General features: G+C 63.3%; 25 protein-coding genes and 1 tRNA gene. 1 reads left to right on the forward strand and 25 read right to left on the reverse strand.

Annotated features, from left to right (window positions below):
- The first annotated feature begins 15 nt into the window (after positions 1–15).
- A tRNA-Ala gene (locus AWY79_RS06825) sits at positions 16–91 on the forward strand.
- 252 nt (positions 92–343) lie between these two features.
- Here AWY79_RS06825 and AWY79_RS06830 read toward each other — a convergent pair.
- The 25 genes from AWY79_RS06830 to AWY79_RS06950 form a co-directional block, all read right to left on the reverse strand.
- Positions 344–1081 carry a DNA-methyltransferase gene (locus tag AWY79_RS06830; protein WP_066801885.1) on the reverse strand — a complete coding sequence of 246 codons (738 nt, stop codon included), beginning with the start codon at positions 1079–1081 and terminating at the stop codon, positions 344–346.
- Positions 984–1238: a Com family DNA-binding transcriptional regulator gene (locus tag AWY79_RS18180; protein WP_078063652.1), complete on the reverse strand. Its 255-nt coding sequence runs from the start codon at positions 1236–1238 to the stop codon at positions 984–986. Before AWY79_RS18180 ends, AWY79_RS06830 begins: the two co-directional genes overlap by 98 nt.
- A 226-nt stretch (positions 1239–1464) precedes the next feature.
- The gene (locus AWY79_RS06835; RefSeq protein ID WP_066801886.1) at positions 1465–1920 is read right to left on the reverse strand and encodes a tail fiber assembly protein; all 456 of its coding nucleotides are present in this window, start codon (positions 1918–1920) and stop codon (positions 1465–1467) included.
- Positions 1921–1930: 10 nt separating this feature from the next.
- A complete protein-coding gene (locus AWY79_RS06840; protein WP_066801887.1) occupies positions 1931–2983 on the reverse strand; it encodes a phage tail-collar fiber domain-containing protein in 1053 nt (350 codons plus the stop codon).
- A gap of 10 nt (positions 2984–2993) precedes the next feature.
- Positions 2994–3638, reverse strand: coding sequence for a phage tail protein (locus AWY79_RS06845; RefSeq protein ID WP_066801893.1), 645 nt, complete (start codon positions 3636–3638; stop codon positions 2994–2996).
- The gene (locus AWY79_RS06850; protein ID WP_335343133.1) at positions 3638–4813 is read right to left on the reverse strand and encodes a baseplate J/gp47 family protein; all 1176 of its coding nucleotides are present in this window, start codon (positions 4811–4813) and stop codon (positions 3638–3640) included. Before AWY79_RS06850 ends, AWY79_RS06845 begins: the two co-directional genes overlap by 1 nt.
- Positions 4806–5240 carry a contractile injection system sheath initiator gene (locus AWY79_RS06855; RefSeq protein WP_066801897.1) on the reverse strand — a complete coding sequence of 145 codons (435 nt, stop codon included), beginning with the start codon at positions 5238–5240 and terminating at the stop codon, positions 4806–4808. Before AWY79_RS06855 ends, AWY79_RS06850 begins: the two co-directional genes overlap by 8 nt.
- Complete coding sequence (locus tag AWY79_RS06860; RefSeq protein WP_335343134.1) at positions 5237–5983, reverse strand: baseplate assembly protein; 747 nt, start codon at positions 5981–5983, stop codon at positions 5237–5239. The genes AWY79_RS06855 and AWY79_RS06860 overlap by 4 nt, the downstream gene beginning before the upstream one ends.
- Positions 5976–6767 (reverse strand): hypothetical protein, encoded by a 792-nt coding sequence (locus tag AWY79_RS06865; protein ID WP_066801901.1) that lies wholly within the window; start codon positions 6765–6767, stop codon positions 5976–5978. Before AWY79_RS06865 ends, AWY79_RS06860 begins: the two co-directional genes overlap by 8 nt.
- Positions 6764–7270, reverse strand: a complete 507-nt coding sequence (locus AWY79_RS06870; RefSeq protein ID WP_066801903.1) for a hypothetical protein — start codon at positions 7268–7270, stop codon at positions 6764–6766. Before AWY79_RS06870 ends, AWY79_RS06865 begins: the two co-directional genes overlap by 4 nt.
- Positions 7270–9327: a phage tail tape measure protein gene (locus tag AWY79_RS06875; RefSeq protein ID WP_078063654.1), complete on the reverse strand. Its 2058-nt coding sequence runs from the start codon at positions 9325–9327 to the stop codon at positions 7270–7272. Before AWY79_RS06875 ends, AWY79_RS06870 begins: the two co-directional genes overlap by 1 nt.
- Before the next feature lie 228 nt (positions 9328–9555).
- A complete protein-coding gene (locus AWY79_RS06885; RefSeq protein WP_066801908.1) occupies positions 9556–9864 on the reverse strand; it encodes a DUF6848 family protein in 309 nt (102 codons plus the stop codon).
- A gap of 33 nt (positions 9865–9897) precedes the next feature.
- On the reverse strand, positions 9898–10326 hold the full coding sequence (locus tag AWY79_RS06890) for a hypothetical protein (protein ID WP_066801909.1): 429 nt from the start codon (positions 10324–10326) through the stop codon (positions 9898–9900).
- Positions 10326–12020 carry a DUF2586 domain-containing protein gene (locus AWY79_RS06895; protein ID WP_066801910.1) on the reverse strand — a complete coding sequence of 565 codons (1695 nt, stop codon included), beginning with the start codon at positions 12018–12020 and terminating at the stop codon, positions 10326–10328. Before AWY79_RS06895 ends, AWY79_RS06890 begins: the two co-directional genes overlap by 1 nt.
- Positions 12021–12029: 9 nt before the next feature.
- Positions 12030–12221, reverse strand: coding sequence for a hypothetical protein (locus tag AWY79_RS06900; protein ID WP_066801911.1), 192 nt, complete (start codon positions 12219–12221; stop codon positions 12030–12032).
- Entirely contained in the window at positions 12205–12741 is a 537-nt protein-coding gene (locus AWY79_RS06905; protein WP_066801912.1) for a hypothetical protein, read from the reverse strand. The genes AWY79_RS06900 and AWY79_RS06905 overlap by 17 nt, the downstream gene beginning before the upstream one ends.
- The gene (locus AWY79_RS06910; protein WP_233491024.1) at positions 12738–13148 is read right to left on the reverse strand and encodes a phage virion morphogenesis protein; all 411 of its coding nucleotides are present in this window, start codon (positions 13146–13148) and stop codon (positions 12738–12740) included. The genes AWY79_RS06905 and AWY79_RS06910 overlap by 4 nt, the downstream gene beginning before the upstream one ends.
- A 35-nt stretch (positions 13149–13183) precedes the next feature.
- Positions 13184–13609 carry a DUF1320 domain-containing protein gene (locus AWY79_RS06915; protein ID WP_066801914.1) on the reverse strand — a complete coding sequence of 142 codons (426 nt, stop codon included), beginning with the start codon at positions 13607–13609 and terminating at the stop codon, positions 13184–13186.
- Positions 13610–13717: 108 nt separating this feature from the next.
- Complete coding sequence (locus AWY79_RS06920; protein WP_066801915.1) at positions 13718–14698, reverse strand: major capsid protein; 981 nt, start codon at positions 14696–14698, stop codon at positions 13718–13720.
- Between the two features lie 9 nt (positions 14699–14707).
- The gene (locus tag AWY79_RS06925; RefSeq protein WP_066801916.1) at positions 14708–15064 is read right to left on the reverse strand and encodes a hypothetical protein; all 357 of its coding nucleotides are present in this window, start codon (positions 15062–15064) and stop codon (positions 14708–14710) included.
- Positions 15065–15073: 9 nt separating this feature from the next.
- A complete protein-coding gene (locus tag AWY79_RS06930; protein ID WP_066801917.1) occupies positions 15074–15937 on the reverse strand; it encodes a phage protease in 864 nt (287 codons plus the stop codon).
- Positions 15938–16052: 115 nt separating this feature from the next.
- Positions 16053–17330 (reverse strand): phage minor head protein, encoded by a 1278-nt coding sequence (locus AWY79_RS06935; RefSeq protein ID WP_066801918.1) that lies wholly within the window; start codon positions 17328–17330, stop codon positions 16053–16055.
- Positions 17314–17523: a TraR/DksA C4-type zinc finger protein gene (locus AWY79_RS06940; protein WP_066801920.1), complete on the reverse strand. Its 210-nt coding sequence runs from the start codon at positions 17521–17523 to the stop codon at positions 17314–17316. Before AWY79_RS06940 ends, AWY79_RS06935 begins: the two co-directional genes overlap by 17 nt.
- Positions 17516–19033 carry a DUF935 domain-containing protein gene (locus AWY79_RS06945; RefSeq protein WP_066801922.1) on the reverse strand — a complete coding sequence of 506 codons (1518 nt, stop codon included), beginning with the start codon at positions 19031–19033 and terminating at the stop codon, positions 17516–17518. Before AWY79_RS06945 ends, AWY79_RS06940 begins: the two co-directional genes overlap by 8 nt.
- The gene (locus AWY79_RS06950) at positions 19033–20520 is read right to left on the reverse strand and encodes a hypothetical protein (RefSeq protein ID WP_066801924.1); all 1488 of its coding nucleotides are present in this window, start codon (positions 20518–20520) and stop codon (positions 19033–19035) included. The genes AWY79_RS06945 and AWY79_RS06950 overlap by 1 nt, the downstream gene beginning before the upstream one ends.
- Positions 20521–20522 lie beyond the last annotated feature (2 nt).

Raw genomic sequence — 20522 nt, forward strand, 5'->3', positions numbered from 1 at the left:
TCCACCCAACGACGTGGGGCTGTAGCTCAGTTGGGAGAGCGCTTGAATGGCATTCAAGAGGTCGTGGGTTCAATTCCCTCCAGCTCCACCAATGAATTTAAAGGCTTGGAAGTATGACTTCCAAGCCTTTTTTCGTGGTATATGCCTTTTTGATGCGAGTGAACTCTACTTCTTCCGTTTGGGGGCGCGGTTACGGTATGGCCGGGTTTGCCGTTCTGATCGCTAGGAACATTGTAAGCTGACATACAACTTGAGAAATTGGGCCACGTAAGTTGAGAAAGCTTACGTGGCCCGTGTCTTTGGTTGGCACGTCGTCTGCTACGCGTGCGCGTGAGGGGGGCGTTTAGATCGTCCAGTTTGCGAGGGTGTTGAGGCGGGCGCAGGCGACGTCGAAGTATACCTCGGAGAGTTCCACGCCGATGAACTTGCGGCCTGTTTCCAGGCAGGCCTGGGCCGTGGTGGCCGAGCCTGCAAAGGGGTCGAGGATGGTGCAGCCCTCCGGGCTGATCTGAAGCAGATCGCGGAGGAGCGGCACGGGCTTCTCGGTCAGGTGTTGGCGCTTGCCGCCGGAGACGATGGAGTGCCGGAAGACTCCGGGAAGACATCGTTCCGTGGCCGGTGCGAGTTTGCCCTTGCTGCCGATGAGGACGAACTCGCATTGCCGCTTGAATTCACCTTTGGCCGGTCGGGCCGTGGGCTTGTCCCAGACGACGATGTTCCGCCAGAGCCAGCCGCCCGCCTGGAGCGCGTCGGTCATGGCCGGGAGCTGCCGCCAGTCCGTGAACATCATGAGCGGCGCTCCGGGTTTCGCCACCCGGTAGGCCTCGGCGAGCCAGAGCGTGGCCCAGGTGATGAACGAACGCTGGTCCCGGTTGTCTCCGGGGAAGTCGGCGAACTTCTTCAGGGCGTCGGAGCTTTGGTACTTCTTGGACGGGGCCTGCTGACGCTGGCCGACCGTCAGTCCGCCGCTGGAGTACGGCGGATCAGTCAATACCGCGTCGACACTCCCGTCGTCCATGTCCTTCAAGACGCTCAGGGCCTCGCCTTTGCACATCGTCGCATTGCCTATCTGTATCTTCATACGAATCCTCTGTTGAGGCTCGCGGGCTTTCTGGGTCGACGCTCCTGGCGATCAGGTGGTTCATGGTGCCGCAACGCGGACACTTGATCTGGATTTCATACGCCTGCCCTTTGCCGAGCAGGCGATTGCAATTGCCACAACGGATTTCGTTTCTCATATTGACTTAAATGGGTTGGCTCTGTGATACCCACCGCTGGAGCAGCAGATACTTGACGGGATGGTAGCCGCCACCCGTTGAGCTGTGGTGCGGTATGTCCGTACCGCGCCAGTGGGGGCGGCCACGCCCCCGCCTGTTCCTCTCGTAATGGCCCGCCGGATTCGTCCGGCGGGTCTTTGTCTTTCAGCGGCCTATTCGATTTTCAAAGAACGGAGCATCGGGGGTGTTATGCGGGTTCCTCGGGCCACTCCACGCTGACGGGGAATCCGGGTTGCTCCGGCACATCTCGGAGAGCCTGCCGGTATGCCGTCCACGCGGCCTGGGTGTCGGCATCCAACGGACTGTCGGGCATCTGCGTCCAATCGCACGCGGCCAGCAGCCGATCCCGTTCATCACGAACGGCTGCCGCCAGGATGGGAGACGACTGGTCGACGATCCACGTCTTGCTTGCCGCATCCCACAACAGCCCGCGTGAGGACCTGTCGGGCGGGGTGTAGGTGATGGTTCCGTCCTCGGCCATCCGCGCACAACTCGGAGCCACGCACGACCAGTCGTCGCCGAACACCTCCAAGGCCACTTCACTATCGATTTCTACGCCGCCTTGTCTCACGCACATATCCGCATCAACGTCGTTATCCACGTTGAGGATGCCACCGCCAGAGAGTCGAAATACTCGTAACATCGCGCACCTCCTATGCGTTGTTCTGGAACGCCGTAACCACGGCCCCGCCGAGACGCTTCGTGATTTGAATTTCCAACGTCGTGTCGCTCGGAATAATCACAGCGCAATTGCTATAACCAGCCCCCGTTGCAGCAAGGCCTAATCCCGAGACTCGGTTCAGCGAAGAGATGCTGGACGAGATGGAACCGGATATCACCTTGAATTCAACATAGGCATCGGTGCCTTGATCCAGGGGGGCATGGGCAACCAGAAAAACGGGCCTTGCTACGGTAACCGTCAATGTCCAGGTACCGGTGGCAGTCCTGTTGCCGATGAACGGCGACTGCATGATTGCGTTGGGGGTCAGCCCCCGCAGCAAATTGGCGTCGACTCCGGTCACAGCCGAGCCGTCCCCGTCCGGGGCGAGCACGGAAACACCAATGTCAGAGGAATCGAGGTAGTCAATTTCAATCTGCGCCAAATCCTGGTCAAGAATCGACAGAGCGTCGGCAAGTCCTGTTACCGCACTCATGGGGTGAGCGTCGGCAGCATCACGAAAACTAAGGGAATTGTGTACCTTTTCGATGAGCGCCTGCCGGATGTCCGCGTGCGCTCCGGGATCGGTGTCGTGGGTGTCAATGGCTTCAGCCACGTGTACCTGGGAGGCGAGCACCTTGGTGGTGTCCACGGTGAGCGAGATGTTCTCCGTGTCCGAAAATGCCAGCGGGGCGGTGATGACCAACTCGACCTTGTCCGCCGCTTCGGGGGCCGGTTTCCAGGCTTCCGGGTAGGCGGCCACCGCGATGAGGGTCTCTCCGGCGAAGATGCCGACCTCACGGATGTACCAGCCGCCCACGGTGATGGGTACATGGGCCACGAAGACCGCTTGCCCGGCCTCGTTGGCGGTGATGGATTGCAGATCGCCGCGCCACGTTTCGTTGGTCAACGATTCCCAGGCGTTGGTGGGGGAGACGGCAACGCCGTTTCCGTCGCCAACGGCCATGTGCGTGCCCTGGAGCTTGATGCCGGTTGCTTCCGCCTCGGCATAGGCCTCGGCCCCGGCCTTTGTCAGTATGAGCGCCATGATGATCCTCCTAGATGCTGATCCGGCCCACGGTGTGCAGATAGCCGCCGCCGTGAACGTGGGAGTCAAGGGTTATCGCGGTGACCGGTTGCGGGAGCAACTGGCTGTATTGCGTCGTGTAGATTATGCCGCCCGCGTGTGTTGCTCCCTGCACCGAGCTGGTTACGCATATACCGGCCAACTTGGAGCGGGCGGGCTTGGTCTCGTTGGCTATCCAGCCGATATGTGGAAAATCATCGGCATGCAGGCCTGACTCGGGAATCGGCACCTGGGGTTTGAACTCGGCCCAACGTTCCGGGTCTTCCTGGCGGACGTTGAGTATCTCGGTGTCCGGGTAGCCGAAGTGGGCGAGGATTTGCGGCATGCCGAGTTGGCCGCCGCCGAGACGGTGCCATGCGAAGGCGCGGATGCAGCGCTCCCGGTATCCCTCCTCGGACTCAGCCGGGTGCCGGGATATGCCGCGACTCTCGGCGTGCTTGACGATCATTCCGGCATCGCAGGTCCACGGGTTGAACTGGTCGCGGAGCCAGATGATATCCTCCCGGACTTCGTCCATCGCCCTGGCGAGACCTTCCACCAGGGCGGCCAGGGGACCGACGCTGTGGATGAGCGGCCAGCGCAGGGTCTTGAAGAAGTACTCCTTGAAGATGGACATTATTCCTCTCCAGCCTCAACCGTGGTGAAGGCCAGGGATTCCAGGACGGCAAGCCCATCGTCGGCCACGACCTGATCTGCGACCGGGGAGGTCCAGTTGACGCGCTTGACGCCTTCAACGGCCATGACCACTCCGGTCAGGCGGTCAAGCGGTACGTCCTCGCCTATCTGGAGAGGGATCACTCCGGCCACGGTGGCCGGGTCCGTGAATATGGCGCGTACCCTTTGCTCGGCCAGGGCCACGACCGTGTCCACGTGATAGCCGGGCTTGATCTCCAATTCGCCCGCTATGGCAAGCGAGAGCGGTTGCGGACCGCGCACTTCCCAGTCATCGTTGATCGGCGGCCCGGCCTGAACCTCTTCCGGCTTCGCGCCTGTGGCGACGGCGGCCCGAACCAGACCAAGCAGCGTGTCGGTGGGAATACCGGCGGAGCCCTTGACGATGGCGTCAACGGTCCCTTGGCCTCGCGGATGTTGGTCCAGCACTTTGACGGCGACCACGCCCGCCACGGACAGCGCCCACGACGCATAGGCGTATTTCGTCATACCGTTGTTGCCGAGCCAGCGCAGGATATACCGTTCGCGGAGCTTCTCCAGGGTTTCGAGGTCCGCCCCTTCGGAAGTCAGCCAGTCCGCCGAGTTGCCGACGATGTCCACACCCGGCACCGTGGTGACCAGTTCCGTGATCTGCCCGGCGGACACGTTGGAGGCGGCCCCGTACTCCTCGGCCACGACGGGAACGGCGACCTCGTTGGTGCCGTCCGCAATGACGGCGCCAGCGGTGGTCACGAAACGGTAGACGTTGCCGCTGCCATCAGGAAGGGTGCGGACGATCCGGCCCGCCGGAATGGGGGTGTTCCCGGAGGTTGCTGTACGGGCGAAACGGACAATGCCCACGGCTTTGGTCGCCTGCTTGCGCGGGGCCTCAACCTGTTCGGCGTGCCATTCCATCCACGCCTCGTCGGTGGCCTCGGTGGGCGCGGCCTGGACGAACACGGCGGCAAGGAGCTGGTAGAGCTGGTACAGCCCCCAGCAAAAGATTTCGAGCAGACCGCGCACCACGCCCTTGTTCAGGTTCAGACGGCGCGGAAGCCAGCCCTTGGCCGCGTATTCCTCCTGCACATCCTCCACGTGGCCGAAGACCATGGAGCGCACCTCGTCGAGGGTCTTAGACAACTGCGGGGTCGGCATCCCTGATCACCATTTCCTTTCTGGATTTATCGACCTCAATGACGAGGTTCTGTTCATGGTCGGTGGCGATGAAGCTGAAGGAGGCCTCGGCCCTGATGGACGTTTCATCCCATTGCGTGACCGAACAGGCCACAGTACCGGGTTGGACGCGCGGGTCCTCGTTGACCCGACGCTTGACCTCCGCCGCAAAGCTGATCCGCGCCAGCTCGTCATTGTCCTCGTAGACCCAATCCCTGACCAATGAGCCGTACTCCTTGTCATAAAACAGGCTTCCGAGGTACGTATCCAACCGGAGTACGATGTCCTGCACGCCCGTGTCCGTTCCGTCCGTGAGCACCAGCTCGCCGTTGGCGGCCACGCGGGCCTGCTTGTCGTCGTCGAGGGCTATGTCTTGGCCGAAAATGTCAGTCATATCGTCCCTCCGCTCCGGCTCCCGGCATAGCTGTTCCCGGTGGTCTCCAGGTTGCCGCCGATCTCAGCGTCCTCAAGCACCGTGAGGCGGGTGCAGACGATGGGACCGACCATTTGAAGGCTGCCTTCCTGGGCGGTGTGCGCCTTGCAGCTCACATTGCCGATCGCCCCGCCGGGGCCGGAGGATTGGACATTGCCTTCCTGAATGATGAGCGGGCATTTCAGCGTCCACAGGTTGCCGATGGTTTCGGTCTTGCTGCCGCCCACCTCGATCGTCATGTCTGTGCCGATCCGGGTAGTGGCGTTGGCCGGGGTGATCTCCAGGATGTTCTTGCCCGCGTCGATTTTGATGTACGTGCCGTCGCTGTGGTGGATGACGTAGGCCCCGATCTCGCAGGCCGGTGCGCCGTTGCCGGTCCAGCGGAAATTGGAGATGCGCGGGTAATCCGGGTCGCCGTCGTAGTACTCGAGGTCGCAGAGCGAATCGACCAGCGGCGGGCAGACCACGCCGCGATTCGGCCCGGCCCACATGATGGGAATTTCCACGCGGGGAATGACCGGCTCCTTTTCATCCACCGAATCGTCATTGCAAAGCGGCTGCACGTCCGCCCAGTACCGCCCGTCTTCGGACGGATAGGTGGCGACGATCTTGGCCTTGCGCACCACGCGGTAGTAGGCGCGGAGGTTGGGCATGGCGATCTCGACCACGCGCTTCAGAAGGGCCTTCAGGTCGGCGCTACCCACATTCCCTCCCGTACTTGATAAACGTCCGCACACCTTCCGAAGCGATCGAATGCTTTACGTGGAGCGCCCGGAAAGACCGGGAAATGCGAAGACGGGCGTCATTGAGGTGGAACACGCGCGAATGGGACAGGCCCGGCAGAAGAACGGTTTCCAGCCGATGGAGACCGAGGTTCTTCCCGTCGGGCAAGTGCTTGATCAGGTTCTCGCCGGTGGCGATCACCGGCACGTCGCCGGGTTCGTCGAAGTCGCCGAGGTTGAGGCCGTCCACGCCGAGCCAGAGCGCGATCCGGCTGCGGTCATGGCCGTGGCCGCGCTGCAAGGTGTGGAGCAACTGGTGGACCGCCTGCCAGATCGGGACACAGGAAAGAGGCAGGCGCGGAATCAGCTCGTTGGGAATGTCGACCCGGCCCATGGGCAGCCCGGCCTGGGCGAGGATATGCTCGGCAAGGGGCTGGCTGTAGTCGTCGGCATAGCACTCGGTGATGAAGGTGCTGGCCAGGGGTAGCGCCAAGCTGTCTGCGGTCAGGCAGACCTGATCGCGGGAGACGCGATCCAGGGCGCGAAGCGTCCCCTGCCATACGGCGGATTCGCCGCCGCGATAGCCGTATTCGATGCGCACCGGATCGCCGTAGGTGAACAGGTCCCCGGCCTCCCCTTTGGGGTCCGGGACATGGATGCGGGCCAGATCAAGTGGATGGTGGCGGACCGAAACGATCTCCACGCGCGGGGACCGCTGGATTACGGCGCCGCCAACCTCCAGATGCAGACGAACACCGGCAATCATCGGGCACGCTCCCCAATGGACGCGTCGAGTCCGGGGCCGTTGCCCTGGCTTTCGGCGCTGGCGCTGGCCGTGCGCTTCTCGGCACGGATCACGGGCGGACGGTGTTCGGTGAAATTGAGGACGGCCAGGACGACGTCGTCCTGATCCGTCTCCGAGGAGTCCAAACCGGCGAACACCACGCGCTCGATGCCGCGCGACGTGATATGCGGGTTGGCGACATCGAGGACGCGCGGATTGGCCGCGTTGTCGTAGCCCCGGAACAGCGCGTCCAGGTTCGCCAGCTTGTCGTAGCAGGTGGAGTCCGCTTCGGTGAGCAGTTCTACCGTGAAGGTCACGGCGCAATCGTCCCACCCCTTGGGCGTCTTGAGCTTGCCGGAAAGACCGTCGCTTTCGGCTTCGTCGAACACCACGGTCCCGCGCACCTGTACGCCCTTGAGGATTCCCGGCACCAGCTTGGAACCGAGACGAATCTCCCCGTGGAAAAAGGTCAACACGCCGTCCATTAGTCCCAACCTCCTGATTCGTCGCCGGAGCCGTCATGCTGGGCGATAAGCGTTTGCAAGGCCGCCACGAAGCCGTCCGCGTCCTGAACGCCCGGCAGGGTCACCGTCAGATTCTGGATAATGACAGACTTGCCCGATCGCTGAACCGGAGCTTGCCCCTTGGCGGACGCATTCGCCTGGATCGGGGCCGGGCCTTCGAGAGGCGATGGGGCGGGCGCGACCGGAGCCACCGCGAGGTTGGCGGCCACGGCCACGCCCGCCAGTGCGCCGGTGGCGGTGGCGTGCAAATTTGGGGCGGCGGCGCGAATGCCGGAGCCGAGCGTATCCATGATCTTGGTGCCGGAGAGCGTCAGCGACGAAAGCGGTCCCTCCTTGGCGTCGGAAAACGGCAGGAGGTTGCGGACCTTGTCCAACCCGGCTTTTACCAGATCATAGGGGGCGGTGAGGACGGACTTGATGCCGTCCGCCAAAGTGGTGATCAGCTTGCGCCCGGATTCGCTCAAGTCGATGTCGAACAGGGACTTGAGCCGATCCCAAAGCGCACCGGCGGCGTTGTAAATGTCCGTGAAGTAGTAGGCGAACACCCCCATGATCCCAGCGCCGGAGAGAATGGAGAAAAAGTCGCCGACCGCCGAAGCGGCGGCCTTGATCCACTCCCACACCGCAACGGCTCCGACCACGAAGTAGTCCATGATCTCCCGGGCTTTGTCGCACTTGTTGTATAGGGCAATCAGCCCGGCAACGAGTCCGACCACGGCCAGGATGATGAGGCCGATGGGGTTGGCGAGGATCACGACGTTGAAGGCCGCCCACGCGGCGGTCCCGGCCCACACGGCCCCGGAAAGCAGCGTTATGGCGATGACGGTCACGGACAGCACGGCGGCGGCACCAAGCAGGAACTTGCCCACCGGGCTGGCGGCGATCATGTCCAACCCGCGCACCACCCAAGTGGCCGCCTGCGCCAGCCCGCGCATGGCAGGCAGGAAAAGCGATCCGATGGTGATTTGCAGGGACTCGAAGGCGCTGCCGAGGGCCTTTTGGTCCCCGACAAGGTTATCGTTCTGCCGGGCGGCCACTTCAGCGGCTGTGCCTGCTGCGGTGAGTTGGGCCGCGTATTCGGTGATGCCGCCCGCCCCGGCCTGATCGAACAGGGCCAGCACGGCGCTCATGGCCTCAGTGCCGAAGACGGTCTTGGTGAAGGCCATCTTCTGAGCGCTGCCCATGGATTCCGTGGCCTTTGCCATGTCGCCGAGGATGGCGATGGGGTTGCGCAGGTTGCCCACGGCATCCGTGGTGACCACGCCGAGGGCGGCCATGGACTTGGCGGCCTCGGAGGACGGCGCGGCCAGCCCGTTGAGCATGGCACGGAGCGCGGTTCCGGCCTGTGATCCCTTGATGCCCACGTTACCGAGCAGCCCGGCCATGGCGGCGGTCCCTTCCAGGGAGACGCCCGCCTTTTCCGCCACCGGAGCCACGTATTTCATGGTCTCGCCGAGCAGCTCCAGGGAGGTGTTCGACGTGGTGAACGCGGCGGTCAGCGTGTCCGCGACACGCGGCATTTGCGCCGCTTCCAGGTTGAACGCGGAAAGGATGTCGGAGGAAATGTCGGCGGCGCGCCCCAGCTCGGTGGCCCCGGCGCTCGCCATGTTCAGCACGGCAGGCAGGGCGGCCACGTTCTCCTGCACGGAGAATCCGGCCATAGCCAGGTACTTCTGCCCTTCCGCCACCTGCATGGCGGACCATGCAGTGGTCGCGCCCAGCTCGCGGGCCGCGTCGGACAGCTCTCTCATCTCGGCGGGGGTAGCGCGGGAGACAGCGCCGACGCCAGCCATGGCCGATTCGAATTCCGCTGCCGTCGATATGCATGGGGCGAGCGCCGCCAGCAGGACGCCAGCCGCAAGCGCAATGGGCAGCAGGGACTTACTCAAAGCAAGAGCACCGCTACTGAGCGATGCTGCGGCCTTGTCGGTGACGTTCATCTGCCCCGCAATCTTTCTAAGCGGGGCCGTGATCATGTCGACAAGGGACATGGATGCCATGACGCTGAAAATCTCCATGCGGACAGAATAGCCGCATGGAGATTTTCATTCAGGAAGCTGTGGAAACTGTGGCTGTGTTTTATTTGTCCTTTTTGGGATGGTATCGCCTCTCCAGCCACATGGCCTGGGCTGCCTGCTGGGCGAATACATCCGTTACCGGGGACGGCTGCTCATGGAGCCAGTGTTTGATGAGCACGGCGAATTGAGTCAGACCGTCCCCGGTGATGCTTTGCAGGTTGCGCTGGATCAGTTTCCCAGGTCACCGAAGCCGCACGAGGCCATGAGCGCCCCGCCGAAGGTGGAGGCCAGCCCGGAGTATTCGTCCAGGGCGGTCTTGAGGGCGTCCTTGTCTTCGGGCTTGACCGTTTCCATGATCAGGTTGCGGAAGGCCTGGCCCGCGTTCTTCAGCACGGACTTCTGCACGCGGGCCACCTGGGGAGTGGAGGGCCGCTTGAAGTGGAATTTGAAGGTCACGTCCGCGTCCTTGAACCGGTCGAAGAACTCGTGCTTCAGCTCCACATATTCCGTTGCCTTGGTGGGGGTGTCGTCTGCCATGGTATCCTCTTTTCTCAGGTTGGGTGTCCCGGTTTACAGAGCCGGAGTGCCGCCCCACTTGATGGGGGCGATGATGTTGAGGTCGTATTTCACGGCACCGGCGTTGTCGTCGTCCTGACTCGCGCCGGAGTCCTGCTTGGTGATCTTCACCTTGGGCAGCGTGTCCGTGACCGTGGGCATGTCGTTGTTGCCGTAGCTGACCACGATCTGGAACGGCTCGCCGGAATAGACCGAACCGCCGAGGGCTTCGCGCAGGGCTTCGGCCTCGTCGCGGTCCAGTTCCATGGAGCCGGACGCCTTGTAGTTCTTGCGGCCATATCCGCGCGGGACGTTGCCCTTGCCGTACCGGGCTTCGATGGGCCGTTCATCGTTGTAGTTGATGCTGGTGATCCCAACGGCCACGCCGTTGGGGAGCTGGACCTCCACGGATTCCCAGTCATAGAGATTGCCGTTGACGGACATTATGCCACCTCCTTCAGGCGCGGATCGAAGTTGGAACCGGCGTAGGTGTAGCTGGTGAAGAGCTTGATCTTGCGGATGATGGGGATGCCGATCAGCTCCTCCTCAACGGCCACGCCGTTGTTGGCGACGTCCTGCCCCGGCGGGATGGTGATGACGTACCCCACCAGCTCCCTGGGCTTGGCCTTGGTCATGGTGTCGAGGGCGTTTTCGATGTTTCCCTTCAGGTAGGCGAGGCCACCCGCGTTGCCTTCGGCAGCCGGGTCGCCCGCTTCGTCGTACATGCCCTTGAGGGCAGCGATACGGGACAACCGCACGGCCTTGAATACGGTGCGGAGGATTTCCTCATACTGGTAGTCGCTGGTCGGCTCGGCCAGGGTACGGGAGTCGCCCCAGTACGGGCCGGTCAGTCCGGCATATGCCTTGGCGGAAACCGCCCCGGAGTTCTCCAGGATTTCATGGATGCCGTTTTCCACCCAGCCGTCCGGGAGTTGCCCTTGGCTGATGGGGCCGTCCAGGACGCGCCCGGTTGCCCTGTGGACCGGGATGGACAAGACGCGCCCGACCTGCAAGCCGCCCCAGTTGCGCAGCCGCCGCAAGCCGGTGGAGTCAGAGACTTCGCCGAACGCGACCACGGCCTGGACAAACCGGTGGGCATACTGATCCCGTTCGGTCAGCCACGCGGCCACCCAATCGTTGAGGTCCTCACCATCGTAGGGAAGACGGAACTCGGTTTTGAAGTAGGTGGGCCGGTGCTGGTTCCACAGCTCGTCCGCCTTGGCCCCGCATGCGGCCCAGTCCACGGCGTCACTGGGACCGACCACATAGACGAATTCCATGTCGTACAGCGCCAGGGGCGTTTCCAGGGCCGTCATGACGGACGTGATGGACGGGGCCGGAGGGTTCAGCGTGCAGCGGTATTCGGTTCCGAGGATCATGTCCTCGTCGGGGACGGTGATCGTCACGCCGGTGGAGCTGACCGGGATCGCGCCGTCCACCGGGATGGTGCGGATGGAGCCCCAGTTGTCGCCGCCGTCCTCGGAGAGCTGGTAGGTCCCCACATTCCGTCCGCCCGCCCCGGTGATGAGGAGCACCAGATCGGCGGCGGCCTTGACCGTGCCGGCGACGGTCACGTCCGGGCCGTTGCCCACCTTTTCCACCGGGCCGATGGGGCCGCGCACGGTGACCGCGTAGACGTCATCCTTAACGTGAGCGCCTTCGTCCAGGGTCAGGACAGCGCCGGAAGCGCCCAGCGTGATCTGGCCGTTGGCCGGGGTGGCGGTATCGTTCTCCCACGTCGCCCCCCCGTCCAGGGAGAGCTTGTAGGTTGCGGTTCCGAGCTGGCCCGCGACCACGATCTGCACCTTGGCGTCCGCATTGGCCGCCCCCACGCCGCTGGCGGAGGCGTCCGGGCCGGTGCCGGTGTGTTGAACATTGCCGATATAGCCGCCGGGCAAACCCTCGACCGGTACTGCGATGACAACGGGTTCCTGGCCGCCGGTGGCGAAGATGTCGCGCAGCCGGTCCACCAGGGGGCCTACGCCGAGCAGGTCGGTCAGGTCGCTCCGTTTGCCGAGCAAGTAACCCTTGCCGACCGTGCCAGCCGAGCAGACGCCCGCGACGAGGCACGAGCCGGAGACGTCGCCGGGAGCGAGGCCGCTGGTGCCATCCACCAAGTATTCGATTACATCATTCATCTTGTCCCCCTAGATGGTGCCACCGCCCTGAGGGCGGTTGCGCAGGCGAGCCAACGCGGCGTCGAACTCGGCCTGGGTGACATGCTTGCCTTCGGCCCAGTTGGCCGCCTGCCGGAGCGCGGCAAGTTCCCATGCGGGGAGCTTGGCAGCCTCGGCCAGCGTTTCAACGGGCACCAGCGGGGCCTCAGTTTTCTTCTTCATTTCCTGCCTCCCGATAGCTGGGGTTGATGTCCACGCTCTTGATGAGCGAGATCTCTTTTTCGGTGACGGTCATTCCGGTGAATGCGACATGGAAGCTCTTTGACCGTTTCTTGAAGACTTCCACCTGCTTGGTCGTGAATCCGCCGTACTCGGCCTTTTCAACGGCCACGGTGACCGTGTTGCCGTCTTCATCGGTCATGCGCTTGGGCAGCGCGGCGATGAACCGGCGGGAAAAATCTTTGAGCCACGCCTCGTCGTCGGCCCTGACCACCGCCCGGACCGGCAGGCGAACGGATTGCCTCTCACGGGTCAGCGTCCTGTGCGTGGATTCCTTGCCTTCGGTCCGCGTCTTGCGGATCGGGCGGCCCGTGTAAGTGTATTGTTCGGCCAGATAGGCTATCTCCACGCGGCGGGGCGGGAGCATGATCCCGTCCTTGTCCGGCTCGACCATGACGGCGGATTCCGGCAGACCGGCGGCCACGGCTGCCGCCGTGATGGCCTCGGTTGCGAACTGCCTCACTTTGAGCCTCCAAGGATGCCGATCAGGTGGTCCGCCAGGATGGCGCGGGCTTCCTTGATGTCCTCTTCGGAAATGCCGAGGTAGGGGCGCTCAGGCAGTGTGACGGCATGCCCGCGCCCTGTCTCGCCGCCCAGTTGGTGGATGCGCGAATACACGAGGTTGCTGCCCACCACGATCTGGCCGGGACTGGCCTCGTAGCCGATGGAGCCGCGCATCCGTCCGGTATCAACGAGCGTCTTTCCGCCTTCCTCTTCGGCCCGTTGCGAGACCGGCCACGACGTGCCGTCAGGAGCCGTGGACGTATCGAATCGCTCCACGGTGGACGAGACCAGCATTTCGCCGATCTCTTCCATGGCCGCCTTGCTCTGCCCGGCCTTGGCGACGGCGGTGCCGAGCATCCGATCCATACCGCCCCAGTCGAGCTTGAAGCTGGTGCCGCCCATCACCATCTCCCCATGTCGATGGACGGCGCGCGGGTGATCACGATCAACTCGTCGTCAACGCGGGCCTCTTCGCCCAGCTCGACGAGGCCGACATTCAGCTTGCCGTCCCTGATGGATTCCAGGTCCCTGACGGCCTGCTTGTACTGGGTCTGAAGCGGTATCCAATCGTTGTTGGAACCGCCTTCGCTGGTCATGAGCGAGGTGATGCCGCCCACCACCCTGTAGGAGACGATGACGGCGGCGATGCGCTTGAGGGTGTGCGGAGTGGAAACGAGCGGCAGCTCGAACCGGGCGCGGAGGGCGTCGTCGATCTCGCCGGAGACGTTGGCGATGGTCTTATCGACGATCCCGGCGGTCTGGTTCTCGGCGGCGGTGAGATACGCCTCAAGGACGTAGTCGGTCAGATCGATTCTTTCGCAGTACACAGATGCCTCTCTTTCGCGTTTTGGACTAGTTTTAGACTAGTCCAAGGTATGTCCGTCGCATGACGCGCCCTGCCGGTAGGGAAAACGCGGCAGGGCGCGAATATGGCCTTAAATGACCTTTGCCCAGCAGATGGACTTGGGCGAACGGGCCGGGAGCGGCTTGGACTGGCCGATGACGCGGTAGCCGTTTCCTTCCGGCAGGACCACCGGCTTGGGGAAGAACGGATACGGCTGAAGCTTGGCGTCCACGTCGTCCAGGGCGCAGTAAATGACCTTGGCCGGGGCGTCCTTGGCGTAGCCCACGATCTCGTCCACAGGCACCTTGGGCACCATGTTGCCGGTCGCGGGGTTGCGGTACTTCTCGGACATCTTGCGGACCTTGTAGCCGCCCACGTCGATGACTCCGGCCTCGATCCCCACCTTCAGCTTGGCCGTGGACTTGTAGTCCTCGACCACGGCGTAGATCGCCTGATAGGCGGCCTTGCCCGCGAGGAACTCAATGTCGCCGCCGTAGCCGCCGTCCTGGATCGCCGTCTCCATGTCGGAGAGGGCCTCGTGGATGTCGGCGACCTTGATGTCGGCGGCGGTGAAGAGCTTGGCGGGATCGACGCGGTGAGGAGCGCCGAATTCGACCTCGTAGGTGTCCCAGCCGCCGTCCACCTTGACGGGCCAGGAAATGGTGCCGGTCAGAGCGGTGGCGGCGATGCCCTCGGTGGTGAACCGGCAGGTGTCGCGCAGGTAAGCGATGGTGTCGCGGGTCCAGACGTCCAGGCTCGCCTTGTCGGCCAGGATCATCCGCAGGTTGTTGAGGTCCTGACCGGTGATGTCCTTGGACGGCTTGACGGGCAGCGGTTCGATCATGTTGATGCTGATCTCGCCGGAGCCGACAGGGGTGGACAGGCCGCCGCGCCTGATGACGGGAGCGGTGCCGACGATGTCCAGGATGTCGCTGATGCCGACCAGGGCGAACGGCTTCTGGGCGCGTCCGGGGAAACAACTGTCCATGATGGTGGTCTTGATCTTGGGCAGCCCCTTGAGGTGCAGGGCCACCGCTTCCGGGGAGAAAAGCCCTTTGAGCTTGGTAAACATTCAATGCTCCTAGACGGCGTAGATGCCGATGGTTGCGAGTTTCTTGATGTCCGCCGCCGTGGCCGGGTCGCCCGCCGCGCCGATCTTGAGGGTGGAGCCGCGCACGGTTCCGTGCTCCAGGGTGAAGGCTGCGGTTTCGACGGCGGTGTCCACGGGCTCGTCGATGACGGCCACGGGGGCGTCGGTGTCGGCGTCTCCGAGATAGGGAACCAGATCGCCATTCTCGTCTTCCTTGACGATCAGGCCGATGGGGTACTCGCCGTTGTCCGCCTTGACCGACCGGGAGCCGGTGACGGCGGGATGGTGATCGGTGTGGGCGCGGTCGCCTCCGGCGCTGATGGTGCCGATGTTGCCTTTGATTGCCATGCTCGCCTCCTAGACGTACTGGGTCATGTCTTCGGTCACAGCGCTTCCGCCATCCTTGCCGGGAGCGCTGAACTCGGTCATCAACGCATTGCTGCGGCCTTCGGCCATGAAGCTCAGGAAGTGGTCCACGACGGGCTTCTTGCCTTCGTCGGCGCTGAAGCTCAGCTCCTCGCCGCCGTCCAGGGCCGCGCAGAACGCCAGAACCTTTTCCTTGTCGGCGGGCAGGAGCTTGCCGTCTTCGATCAGCTTGTCGACCTTGGCCGAATGGTCGGCTGCCCGCTGCTCGGCCTCGCGTTTGGCGGCGGCCTCTTCCTTGGTCTTGAGGTCGGATTCGGCCTTCTCGCGGGCCGCCTTTTCTTCGGCCAGCTTCTTTTCGGCCTCGGCCTGCTTCCGCTCGGACTCGGCGAGCTTGGCCTCCAGTTCCTTGGTCATGTCGGTGTCCTCCGGTGCCGGGTCGCCCGGCTCGTTGAAATTGAAGATGACGGTCATGCCCTCGCCGTCCTGAAATTCGACTTCACCCAACCCCTTGACGCCGGGCGGGACCGCTCCGAGCAGTCCGAGATGGCGGATGTTGAGTTCGGGCGTCAGGCTGAGGCTGACGTACTTGTAGGCCTTATTCTTCACGCCTTCGCGGGCTTTGTCCGTAAGGCGTGCAAACTGTGCTTGCAAAAATTCGCCGAACCGGCGCACCGCCACTATCCACCCCTCCGCCGGGTCATTGGACTTGGGATGGCCGAAGACCAGGGGCGGGTCCTCGGTGCGCTGCTCATAGTTGCTGACGATCTTGTCCAGGTCCGCTTCGGTCCAGGTGCGGGTGCGGCCCGCGCTGTCCGTATGGGTGCCTGTCTTGAAAATGTTGATCCATTTGGTCATTTGACTTTCCTCGTTTTGGGGATTAGGTTTTTTTCATCGTGAATACTGTCGGCGTCCGTATCAGTCCCGCCGGGGTCAGGGATCACAACTGTACGGAGCTGGCTCAAGGACCGGCCTACTTGAGCGATTCACGATAGATCAGTATTCCCGCCCGTTCCTTTTCCGCCTGCTCATAGATCGTCTTCTGGCTTCGGTTCGCCCTTGGCGCGAATGCCGTGGCCCCTGTCCAGTTCCGTCCGAACAATGAAAACGAGCTGAAGCCGCACACCTCTTTCGTCGAGGGCATACGAAACAACCGGATCATGCGGAGGGTGAAGTACATCCTGCCGGTAGCCTCGTGGTCCATGGGCCGCCACCAAACCTCGTAGGGGTCGAGGATGGCGCGGGCGAGCAGCCGCATGTAGGGCCGCTTGTCCGTCCATGTCTTTTTCCATTCCCCGGTCGCCTTTTCGGTGAAAAGCCACTTGCTGACCGTCATGGGGAAGCCGTGCACGTTGACCACCTTGCTGCCGCCAAGGTCGCCGATGCCGAACTCCTGGAGGAAGGCCCGAACATATTCTTCGGTGGCGAGGCCCGTCTTGGGCAGCAGATCGCTGTCCTTCACGACATGGACGTGTTTGGGGTCGATGGCCGAAATGGGGAGCTTGCAGGGATCGTCCGCGAAGTCGCCGCGACGGCACAAGGTCGGAAAGTCCCTGTCCTTCATGCCGCTCATTTCGGAGGGAGCAAGACCGGCCAGCCAGTCTTCCCCGACGTTGGTTGCCCACCCCTTGTCCGGGATCGGCGTCACAAAGGATTCCATGCCCGTCTCCGGGTCCACCACGCGGATCATGTCGGGGATCTCGGTCTGCACCGTCAGGCCGCGAGCCTTGACCTGGCGTTCCGAGAGCGTGATCACCACGCACCGGCAGGCAAAGCCGTTGGGCGGGTACCACGTCTGCCAGAACGGGTGGTCATGCGGGTAGACCAGCCCGTCCACGGCAAGGTGCGTCTGCCGCGTGCGCCGGTCGCGGACGGCAACGAGCTGCCAGTAGGGCCGGGACTTGGCAACGCGCTTCATCTGCTGGTGGCGGCCCGCCATGTAGGCGCTCTGTATGTTCGAGCGGAAAATGTTCTCGACGCGCCACGCCTTCTTTCCGGTCCACCCTTGCTGTTCGATGATGGAACCTATGCGGCCCTTGAAGTCCCGTAGGGTCTCGCCGTCATCCAGGGCCTTGGTTATGGCAGCATAGACGCTGCCGACCTGATCCATTTTGGCGAGGCCGGACACGGCAAAGGCGCGGGTACGGGCAGCCGCATCCATGGCCTCGAACTCCTTTGCGGAGACCGGGGCCTTGCCCTTCCAAAACTGGATGGCCTCGGCGGGGGCCAGCGGCTCAACGGTGACAGGCATCGGCTTCCTCCTGGCATTCCAGACACAGGCGCACGCCGGGGACCGCCTGACGACGGGCTTCCGGGATCGGATCACCGCACTCTTCGCAGTAGTACAGCGAATTGCGTCCTGTGGTGGCGCTGTGCAGGCTTTCCAGCGCTATCCTGCGGTGCAGCGCCTCCATGTCCTGGGCCATGTCGCATTCATCAGCCATCGGCTTCCTCCTGGGCGGCCATGGTCCCGAAGGCCTGGACGTTGAGCATGATCCTGCCGACCAGATCGGCCAGCTCGCTCTCCTCCGCGTCCTGGCCGAGCAGTTCGGCCAGCATGACCTGCATGTCTTCGAACGATTCCGCGCTTTGCACGATTTTCTCAATTTGGCTGACAATCTCAGCATTGGCCTTGACCGCCTGGGGCATGATGTCGGCCACGGCCCTGTCCACCACGTCCTGGGCGTCCTGGGCATTGGCGAATTCGATGCAGGCGGAATGGTCAGCCGGAAGCGATTCGGTCTCGCCCTCGAGGTCGAATTCATCCTCGGCCAGATCGTACCGGCGGGAAAAATGGCTTTTCTTGAAGCGTACGCCGATGCCGTGAAGCTTCGTGTCCAGGCTCGCCTGGGCGTCGTAGTCCTCCGGCTCGTTGTAGCCGAACACCGGAGCGATCACCCCGGCGGGAGCGTTGATGTTGCGGTAGACGAGCGCGATCTCGTTCATGGCGCTTGTCACAAGGAACTGATCGGCCTCGGCCATATCGTTGCCCACGCTATAGTGGGTCTCGCTGGCCGCGCGGCTGCCGGAGCCGTCCATTTCTGCGGTCAGGGTCTGGCCCATGAGCACCTTGGATATGGCCTTGTCCCACCGCCTGAGGTAGCCCTCGTGCAGGTCCCCGGCCTTGCCCGAAGCGCTGGCGAGGTCTACCTCGGCACCGCCCGGCAGTACGGCCACCGCATCCTGGACCATGGCCGCAAGATCGCTGGCCATGCTCATCCGGTCCGCCCTGGTCGCATTGCGCGGGGCCTTGGCCAGCACCCATGGCATGCCGAACTTCTCGCAGAACCGGGTCAGGAATTCGATGCCGCCGCGCTTGAAGGCCACGGGCCACAGGCAACGGGAGAGGAGGCGAAGGCCATAAGGGTTCTCGAAGGTCGGGAAGTGGCGCACTAGGACGAACTTGCCGGTCGGCAGGGGAATGTCGTCGGCAAGCGTGTTGCCGCAGAACACCGGCTTGTTCCGATCGTCGAAGGCGAACCATGTGCGCGGCTTGGCGACGATGTCGGCCAGCCGGAGCTTGCCGCCGCGCGGCTCCCATATGAGTTCCAGTACGGTCAGACCGAAAAACGGCGCATCCAGCATGGAGCTGAAGACGTCGCGCAGGGGGATCGCCTCCAGGTCCGCCACCAGATCATCGCAGAGCTGGGCGGCCTGGGCGGAGACATCCTTGCCCTTGGCCTGACCCGGCGAAAAGTCGTAATCCTGCTTATTCAGAACGCGCAGCTTGCGGTTCTGCATTGCCATGCACACCTGATCGTCGGCGGTCAGGTCTTCCAGAACCGACGAGTATTCCCCGCGTTGCCGCAAGACCGGATCAGGGTCGGGGAGAATGCCGAGGAAGCTGCCGAAGTCGGCTCCGGCGGCAACGCGCGTGGCGAACTCCGTTGTCAGGTCGACGGCGGGGGCCTCGAAATTGATGGGATCGCCTTTGTGGTCGTATATCGTGGGCATCAGAAACCTCTCATGATTCGGGACGCTCTGCTGGAACCACCCGTGCAAAAGTCCCATTCGGTGTATGCGGAGTCGAATTTGCGGGCAGCGAAGTAGGACAAGGCAAAGGCGATGGCGGAGTCGCCGTGGCGTTTGCCGGAATCCTTGCGGTCCACGGTCCGGGCGTCACGGGGGACCTTGGGAACGCCCTTGACGACCTTGACCGCCCGCAGATCGTCGAGAACGTTCTCGTCTCTGGGAATGATGGCCGTGCGATCCTCCAGGGCCGCTTTGGCCGGAGGCCAGTTCTCAAGATTCCAGTTCTCGGAAAAATGAACCTGTTCGATGATCTCCGGCCCGAATTCCTGTCGTGCGCGTTCGGCCAGGAATGCGCCGTTGCCGCCCTTGTCCAAGGCTGCGCCGGAGAACATGGGCAGGCCGTGGCATACGTAGAAAAGTGCTTGCTCCTGTTGGGTGAACGGACAATCGCGCAATTCGAGCAGAAACGGGGTGCGGTAGGTCAATCCCGGCGCGTCCATGAGCGGCCAGATGTCGGTCAGGTCGACGTCTCGGCCAAAGTCCTCGCCCACCCAGCTCTGGCGCTGGGGCAAGGTGGCAAGCAGCGGGCCGAGGTTGCCCTTGAGCCAGTCCCTCATTTCCCGATGCCGTTGGTCATCGCTCCAATCCACGAAGTCTCCGGCGGGAGGCTCCCAGCGTAGGACGGGAATGGTCGGGTCCATGCACCCCTCAATGACGGTGCGCACGAGGTAGGAGCCGCCGGTACGGGAGGGGATGCAGAAGAGTTCCTCATCCGCCCCATCTCCATAAAATTTGATGATGTCTTCGCGCCAAGCGGCCTCGGCTTCGGCGCTCCATACTTTGCCGGTGCGTTCGCAGATGCGCTTGTAAAGCCCCTCGGAAATGGCGCGGTCAAAATCACACCGCAGGACGGTGTAGGGCTTGCGCCCGGCGCGGCAATCCTGCACGAGCTGGTTGAACGCATTGTCTTCACCATCGTGGGTGGAGATGATGAGCACCTTGCCGCCCCAGATGGTCAGGGCCAGTGCGGCCTTGAGCAATTCGTCCAGATCGTCGTGGAACGCGGCCTCGTCCAGGATGACAAGCCCCTGCATGCCCCGGAGGGAGCGGGGACGGGACGGGAGCGCCGTCACGCGGCCATGACGGAAGTCGACGCGGAATGCCTTGATCTGGTTGTCGGGATCGCCAGCATCCTGCCAAAGAGTTTCGCCGATGGCGGAGGCACCGAGTTCCAATGTCTTCCCGGCCTCACCCACGTACTCAATGAACTCGCGGGCCATATCCAGGTTGTAGCCCATGTAATAGACGTTCATGCCGCCTTCGGACTTGGCCTTGGCCGCATACTCGGCTGCCACCCAGCTCGCTCCCCACGAATAGCCGGTGCGACGGGATTTCTCGACAACGACGACCGGCGAAAGCTTCAGGGCTTGGCGCAGCTCGTGCTGATACTGGAGCAGACGGATACCCACGG

It is taken from the genome of Pseudodesulfovibrio indicus (assembly GCF_001563225.1).
Lineage (GTDB): Bacteria > Desulfobacterota > Desulfovibrionia > Desulfovibrionales > Desulfovibrionaceae > Pseudodesulfovibrio > Pseudodesulfovibrio indicus.

Coding starts and splice junctions, on each gene's coding strand:
- AWY79_RS06925 (WP_066801916.1), bottom strand. CDS start 15,064: ATGGCAATCAAAGGCAACATCGGCACCATCAGCGCCGGAGGCGACCGC.
- AWY79_RS06945 (WP_066801922.1), bottom strand. CDS start 19,033: ATGCCCACGATATACGACCACAAAGGCGATCCCATCAATTTCGAGGCC.
- AWY79_RS06895 (WP_066801910.1), bottom strand. CDS start 12,020: ATGAATGATGTAATCGAATACTTGGTGGATGGCACCAGCGGCCTCGCT.
- AWY79_RS06875 (WP_078063654.1), bottom strand. CDS start 9,327: ATGGAGATTTTCAGCGTCATGGCATCCATGTCCCTTGTCGACATGATC.
- AWY79_RS06830 (WP_066801885.1), bottom strand. CDS start 1,081: ATGAAGATACAGATAGGCAATGCGACGATGTGCAAAGGCGAGGCCCTG.
- AWY79_RS06940 (WP_066801920.1), bottom strand. CDS start 17,523: ATGGCTGATGAATGCGACATGGCCCAGGACATGGAGGCGCTGCACCGC.
- AWY79_RS06855 (WP_066801897.1), bottom strand. CDS start 5,240: ATGACTGACATTTTCGGCCAAGACATAGCCCTCGACGACGACAAGCAG.
- AWY79_RS06910 (WP_233491024.1), bottom strand. CDS start 13,148: ATGGATCGGATGCTCGGCACCGCCGTCGCCAAGGCCGGGCAGAGCAAG.
- AWY79_RS06840 (WP_066801887.1), bottom strand. CDS start 2,983: ATGGCGCTCATACTGACAAAGGCCGGGGCCGAGGCCTATGCCGAGGCG.
- AWY79_RS06900 (WP_066801911.1), bottom strand. CDS start 12,221: ATGAAGAAGAAAACTGAGGCCCCGCTGGTGCCCGTTGAAACGCTGGCC.
- AWY79_RS06870 (WP_066801903.1), bottom strand. CDS start 7,270: ATGGACGGCGTGTTGACCTTTTTCCACGGGGAGATTCGTCTCGGTTCC.
- AWY79_RS06845 (WP_066801893.1), bottom strand. CDS start 3,638: ATGTCCATCTTCAAGGAGTACTTCTTCAAGACCCTGCGCTGGCCGCTC.
- AWY79_RS06920 (WP_066801915.1), bottom strand. CDS start 14,698: ATGTTTACCAAGCTCAAAGGGCTTTTCTCCCCGGAAGCGGTGGCCCTG.
- AWY79_RS06835 (WP_066801886.1), bottom strand. CDS start 1,920: ATGTTACGAGTATTTCGACTCTCTGGCGGTGGCATCCTCAACGTGGAT.
- AWY79_RS06890 (WP_066801909.1), bottom strand. CDS start 10,326: ATGTCCGTCAACGGCAATCTCTATGACTGGGAATCCGTGGAGGTCCAG.
- AWY79_RS06865 (WP_066801901.1), bottom strand. CDS start 6,767: ATGATTGCCGGTGTTCGTCTGCATCTGGAGGTTGGCGGCGCCGTAATC.
- AWY79_RS06935 (WP_066801918.1), bottom strand. CDS start 17,330: ATGCCTGTCACCGTTGAGCCGCTGGCCCCCGCCGAGGCCATCCAGTTT.
- AWY79_RS06930 (WP_066801917.1), bottom strand. CDS start 15,937: ATGACCAAATGGATCAACATTTTCAAGACAGGCACCCATACGGACAGC.
- AWY79_RS18180 (WP_078063652.1), bottom strand. CDS start 1,238: ATGAGAAACGAAATCCGTTGTGGCAATTGCAATCGCCTGCTCGGCAAA.
- AWY79_RS06885 (WP_066801908.1), bottom strand. CDS start 9,864: ATGGCAGACGACACCCCCACCAAGGCAACGGAATATGTGGAGCTGAAG.